This window comes from Thiogranum sp., from assembly GCF_058323355.1.
On the sequence record NZ_JBTTIO010000064.1, the window covers coordinates 1 to 6,002 of the forward strand.

At 56.7% G+C, this 6,002-nt stretch carries 5 protein-coding genes; 2 read left to right on the top strand and 3 right to left on the bottom strand.

The features are described 5' to 3' along the window. Positions 1–39: 39 nt before the first annotated feature. A complete protein-coding gene (lptF, locus tag ACW81B_RS09910; protein ID WP_491580065.1) occupies positions 40–1,107 on the bottom strand; it encodes an LPS export ABC transporter permease LptF in 1,068 nt (355 codons plus the stop codon). Between the two features lie 108 nt (positions 1,108–1,215). Here lptF and ACW81B_RS09915 point away from each other — a divergent pair, with 108 nt between their 5' ends. Together ACW81B_RS09915 and ACW81B_RS09920 are read left to right on the top strand one after the other, a co-directional pair. After that, positions 1,216–2,328 carry a mitochondrial fission ELM1 family protein gene (locus ACW81B_RS09915; protein WP_491580066.1) on the top strand — a complete coding sequence of 371 codons (1,113 nt, stop codon included), beginning with the start codon at positions 1,216–1,218 and terminating at the stop codon, positions 2,326–2,328. After that, positions 2,325–3,506: an O-antigen ligase family protein gene (locus ACW81B_RS09920; RefSeq protein ID WP_491580067.1), complete on the top strand. Its 1,182-nt coding sequence runs from the start codon at positions 2,325–2,327 to the stop codon at positions 3,504–3,506. Before ACW81B_RS09915 ends, ACW81B_RS09920 begins: the two co-directional genes overlap by 4 nt. Here the strand turns inward: ACW81B_RS09920 and ACW81B_RS09925 are convergent. After that, the gene (locus ACW81B_RS09925; protein WP_491580068.1) at positions 3,467–4,774 is read right to left on the bottom strand and encodes a glycosyltransferase; all 1,308 of its coding nucleotides are present in this window, start codon (positions 4,772–4,774) and stop codon (positions 3,467–3,469) included. The genes ACW81B_RS09920 and ACW81B_RS09925 overlap by 40 nt on opposite strands. Before the next feature lie 124 nt (positions 4,775–4,898). Continuing rightward, the gene (locus tag ACW81B_RS09930; RefSeq protein ID WP_491580069.1) at positions 4,899–5,846 is read right to left on the bottom strand and encodes a hypothetical protein; all 948 of its coding nucleotides are present in this window, start codon (positions 5,844–5,846) and stop codon (positions 4,899–4,901) included. Positions 5,847–6,002: the final 156 nt, after the last annotated feature.

Consider the following 6,002-nt stretch of genomic DNA (forward strand, 5'->3'; position numbering starts at 1 on the left):
AGTAATTGCCATGCAATGTAACGGTCGATACGGTTCATGTCAGTGTCTTTTGCGTTGCCAGGCGGGCCATGCCATGAGAAAGACAAAAAGCAGGACAGGCAAGAGGTAGGCCCACCAGATACCCGGGAAGGCCGGAATGGAACCTTCTTCCACCGCGTTACGCGCCACACTGATCAGGTTGAACATGCCGATGTACACCAGTATGGCAATGAGAAAACTGTTATGCCTGCCCTGGCGGGGTGCGCTGCGGCTGAGAGGTACAGCCAGTATCGCCAGCAGCAGGGTGGAAAGGGGTGTCGACAGCCGCCACTGGAATTCTGCAATATCCTTGGGCGCCCCGGAATGGTACAGGTTGAGTGTAGGTTCAGCCTTGCGCCGGTAATTGGTGTCTGGCGTTTCCGGCGGGATGCGAATGACCATCTGGCCGTACTTGAGTGTGATGTCGCGGCTTCCTTCACGATCAAGGATGTATCCATATCCCCTGAACAGTTCAAAGCTGCGGGCTTCACCAAATGTGACGGGAGGCAGATAGGCTTCCTGTGCATAAATGGCCTGAAGTTTATCCCCCAGTTCTGTCTGCAGGAACACGTCACTGAGTCGGCCGTTGTCCTGGTCGACTGCGCGGGCGTAGAGGACATACTTGCTGTCCTGGAGTTCAATGAAGTGTCCGGGTTCAATCTTCCGGATATCGAACTCGGCGCGTGCCTCGGCTTCCAGCCGGTAGCTTTCCCGGTAGGCCCAGGGCCGGCCGTAGATGGAAATAATGCCGGCCAGGATCGAGATGAGCAGTGCGATGAATACCAGTGAGCGCATGATGCGCAGCTCACCGATACCGGCTGCACGCATGGCGGCCATTTCCGAGTCACGGTACAGGCGGCTCAGTGTGGCGATAATGGAGAGGTAGAGCGCGGTAGGCAGTAGCACTTCCAGTGCAATGATCGTACTCAGGCCGATCAGCTGCGCGACCGTTTCCGGGTCAATCAGGCCGCTGGCGGCCTCACCAAGCTTGATCGCCGCGGTATAGCCGGAAAAAATGACCATCAGCAGGGTGACGCCCAGAAATAACGGTTTTGTGATCTCCGAGGTGATGTAGCGGTCGAGTACCAAGGTGGCTCCGGCAAGAGAAGGCTGTGAGGTTATGTTAAACGATTTGCGCTGCAGATTCCCGGTGATTAAGGTAAGCTCGCGGCTGGTCGCGAGGAAGCGTTTGTCGGCGTGAATAATCCGGATAAAAGCCGTTTACCGTCCCCACGGGTCTGGGTACTTGCCGGGCGCAAGGCCGGTGACAATACCCAGTTGCTGGCACTGGCGGAAGCGCTGGGCTGGCCATACGAAACAAAGAGCATTCATAACCGGTCATTTGAGTTGCTGACCAACATGCTGCTTGGCGTCACCCTGGCAGGCGTCGACCGGAAACGTTCCGACAGGCTGGAACCGCCCTGGCCGGACCTGGTGCTGACAGCAGGACGGCGCAATGAACCGGTGGCGCGCTGGATACGGAAACAGTCGGGTGGCAAGACACGCCTCGTACACGTGGGAAGGCCCTGGGCTCCACTCGAAAGTTTCGACCTGATTATAACAACGCCTCAATATAACCTTCCCGCGCGGCCTGGCGTGCTTGTCGTGGACCTCCCGCTGCATGCCCAGACACGCGAGGTGCTGGATCGGTTGCGTGACAGGTGGCTTTCACGGTTCAGTCACCTGCCGGAGCCGCGCTGGGCGGTGCTGCTTGGCGGTGACAGCGGGCCTTTTGTCTTTACCGTCGAAAAGGCTCAGCAGTTGGCAGCCTGGCTGAATACCCGGGTGTCTGAAGACGGGGGGTCGGTGCTGGCCAGTAACAGCGCCCGTACACCGGAAGCCGCCTACCAGGCGTTCCTGGATGCACTGGAGGTTCCGGTATATGCCTGCCACTGGGGTGGTGATGAGGAAAACCCCTATCAGGGTTACCTGGCTGTTGCAGACCGGTTTGTTGTAACCGGTGAAAGCATGTCAATGCTGGCTGAGGCCTCCGCTGCACAAAGACCACTGTATATTTTTGATCTCTCGGACAAGTCCGACGCGAGTGAGGGAAGTGGCAGACCCTGGTGGTTGATCCCGCATAATTTTCGTTACAAGCCATTGACGCATCGTCTTGCCATGTGGTTTGCGCCACCTCGCATGCGCAGGGATGTGTCGCGTATTCAGTCTTCCCTGGTGCAGGCCGGGCTCGCAACCTGGGCAGGCCAGTCTGCGGTAGTGAACCTGCCACAGGAAGATGGGAAAGGGCTTGATGATGCTGTAAAAGCTGTCAGGCATGTCATGTGCGACACAAAAGAGGAGCAGGTGTGACAGGTTCGAACGAGAGAGCGCTGTATCCGCATCGACTGGACTTGTGGTTATTTGCCGGCTATGGCGTTTTTCTGCTCGGGTTCTTCTTTTTTCCGGAACGGCCACTGCATTACAAGTTCTATTACGTGGCTGTAATGCTCCCTGGCCTGTTGATGATGTACAGGGAGCTTCCGGTGTTATGGAAGAGCGGGTTGTTCAGGTTGATACTGATATGGCTGTCCTACCAGTTGTTGACAGGTCTATGGAGTAACAACTTTTCGCCGGCTGAATTTGCCACACTGGCCGGATGGTGGTTACAGGTCGTCGTTTTTATCGTTGTTACCGCGGTGCTGGTGCGTCGCTACCCGGAAGCGTTCGATATTTTGCTGAGGGTGCTGGTGGCAGGTGTCGCGTTGCTGGCGGTCGTTTCGATTTTCAGCTGGTATGCAAAACGCCCTTTTCCTGTATCCAGGCTGGAACCCATCGGGCGCATCGATAATGCTATTCTGGCCGGTTGCGCCTATGGCGTTTTTACCTTGCTGGCGTTGCATTTTTCCGTGCTGTCGCGGGCTACATGGATACGTGTTCTCTATGCAGTTGCCTTTATGGTGCTGGTATCGGCCGTCCTTCTGACGCACAGCCGCACTGCCATGCTTGGACTGCTGGCTGCATTCGTTGCCATGCCTTTCTGTTTTGGTCGCAAGGTCGCCCTGGTTATGCTCGTATTGTTGAGCGGGGTTCTGTTGGCGACGTTGTTTGTTTTCCCCGAAGTGTTCGATCGCTTCCAGATGGGTTTGCACTGGCGCCCCCTGATCTGGGAAAGCGTGTTGAAACATATTGCCGATGCCCCATGGTTCGGGCACGGTTATCTGTCTGATACAACGGTTGCCCTGGAGAAGCGGGCGTTCCAGCACGCACACAGCAGTTACCTGGGGTTCCTGCGCGATGGCGGGATTGTGGGAATGGGGGTGTTTCTCGCCATGGTGGCTGGTTTTGCCAGACATATCATCCGCTACGGTTGCGGCAGGGCGAAATATATCGTGCCCTTGCTGGTATTCGCCTTTGTGGTGATTGCTCCCGACATCGATCGCCTGATCGTACGGCCAAAGGAATTATGGCTGTTTTTCTGGTTCCCGCTGGCACTGTTCGCAGGGATCGGTCAGTCAGAGCGTGCCAATGATAAAACCAGTGCTTCGTAGGTGTCAGTGCTGCGCTGGATAGAGAATGATGCCCCTCGTTCCATGAGCAGTTCCCGGGGCGGCACCTCTTCCAGTGTTGCATTGATCGCATCCGCCATGCTGCGGTAATCACCCACGGGAACCAGCCTTCCATAGCGACCTTCATCCAGCGCTTCGGCAACACCGCCAGGGCAATGCGTGCTGACAACAGGGCAGCCACAGGCGAGCGCTTCGGGTACAACGCTCGGGAAACCTTCATACACCGAAGACAGGACGAGCAGGGAAGCACGGTTCATGTAGCGGTAGGGGTTGTGTGTGTAACCCGGCATGTCGACGTCTTCCGAAACCCCCAGCTCGCTGATCAGTGTCTGAAGCTTTCCCTTGCGCTCCTGGCTCTTGTGCGGATCACGTGCCTCGCCAAGAATGATCAGACGTGCCCGGCGCTTCTTGTGCAGCAGCGCAAAGGCGCGTAGTAATGTTGGATAATCTTTTGCGCGCCCTGGTCGTCCAACAGCGAGAATGACCGGAATATCCTGGTTGTCGAACCACGGGTGTTCGGCCGGCTCATTGGCGCGTTCCCTGATATTTGACGGTACCAGCGGCGTGTAGATAGTCGAGATGGTTTTACGCTCGAGCGCTGCATAGCGGGCAAGGTCATCGGCCACGGCGTTGGATACAGCGATAATAGCGTCGGCCTGGTTATAGCAGCGGCGTAACAGGGGTAACAGGTGTCGCCTCCGCCATTCACTGGACACCTGGTGCCAGCTGGAGAAATTGGTGCTCTGGGTGACGGCAACGCTCGTGCGTACTCTGGCGGCGTTACGTGCCAGTACCGCTTCGATATTCTGGTAGGTGGTTGCGGAGAAAAGAACGTCCGGTTGCGATCGGCGTAGATAATCCGTGAGTGCAGGCAGGTAGCGCAGTGTTCTGGATGGCTTGCCCGCTGCCAACACCGGCAGGCTGAGCGCTGGCAGTAGTGACGGGTTGCCCAACAGTGCATGTATGCGTCCCTGCCAGCCGGGCGCACGCTTCAGAATGGTGCGGGTAATGGCGTCCGGTATCTTCTGGAACAGAGGGCCTTTCTCGCTGCATAGCACCAGTTCAACCTGGTAACCGCGCGAACGCAGCGCAGACGCTGTAATCAGTGCGTTACGCTGTACGCCGCCGCCGCCCAGGTTGGGGAGCAGAAAGGCCAGGCGTTGCGGGTGGGTGATTTCCTGTAGCGCAGGTGTCGAGTCTGCGAAGGCGTCCCTGCCGGATTTGATGGATTGTATCTTGGAGTGTTGCAACTTCCCGGGGTCTGGCCGCAGCGCTGTTCCACGCCACGATTCGGCTCTCCTTGTGTGATTGCTGCAAACTCTACATTCGCAGCCCCCTTAAGGCAAATGATAATCCATGCGGGTTCTTCCCTCCTCAGGCGGCCCTGACCAGCGGTGTGGACAGCGGATGGGCGGGCGCTGGTGGCAGATCCGGCGTGCGATCCAGTACCTCGAAGGCATCGTGGCGTACGTGATTCTGTGCCATCTGTTCGCGGACAAATTCCTCGCTGACCTTGCCCTCGTTGATACATTCCTTCAACAGTCCAAAGAAGAAGGCTTCCTGGTTCGGGTCGGGGTGTACCTTGTAGTGACCCAGCAGGGCATATTCACCAAAGATGTGGCGACGCGCACGCATCAGCCATGCAACAGGCGGGAACAGACGGAATTTCTCCGCCGGGCGCCAGTCGATCGGCAGGCCGGCTTTCCACGGCTGGGTCTTGCGCCGGGTGGTGTGCAGCATGCGGGTGGCAGTAGTGAACTTGTCGAAATCATTCCATTCGTTCTCGAACAGGCCGATGGTGTCACGGTCTTCATATTTCAGGCAGATCCACGGCATGTAGTCACGTTTGAAACTGAACAGTTCGTCAAACCACTGTTCCACATTCCAGTGTTTCAGTTTTTCGTGTTCCAGCAGCATGACGCTGGAAGCCAGGCAGCGATCAATAATACCCTTGGTGCCGGAACGCGGACGGCACATGATGGCCTTGCCGTGCATGTCGCGTGACAGCAGATCCCATACGTCGCTTGCTGCAAAGATATCCGGGTCGATGACCACCGAGCGGCCCTTGTAGCCTGTCAGTTCCGGTGGCATGAAACGGGTCAGGGTAAAGGATTGCAGGTCGTTGTTGAGCCATTTGCGTTTTACACCGTCGCGCAGGTACAGCTGGCCTTCATGCTCGTCAAAATAGGGGTAATCTTTCTTTTCGATGATATGGACGTCGAACTTGTCGTTGTGCTGTGAATAACGGCGAATGGCGTGCTCGGCGACATAGGCGCCGGTAATCTGTTTGTGGTTGGTCTGGATAAAAACCGAATGTTCCATGTGCGCGATCTCCGGGTGCTGTACGGGATCGCGACATGCTAGCGGTCAGTTGTCGAGGATGATTTGATCTGGATCAATAAAACAGGCTGTCAGTCACTTATGAAATTTCTGATTAATTCAGCTTCCGTCATTCCGGCGCGTGCCGGAATCCATGGA

Bases quoted from the DNA above. Each gene is read 5' to 3' on its own strand.
- ACW81B_RS09930 (WP_491580069.1), bottom strand. From the start codon at position 5,846: ATGGAACATTCGGTTTTTATCCAGACCAACCACAAACAGATTACCGGC.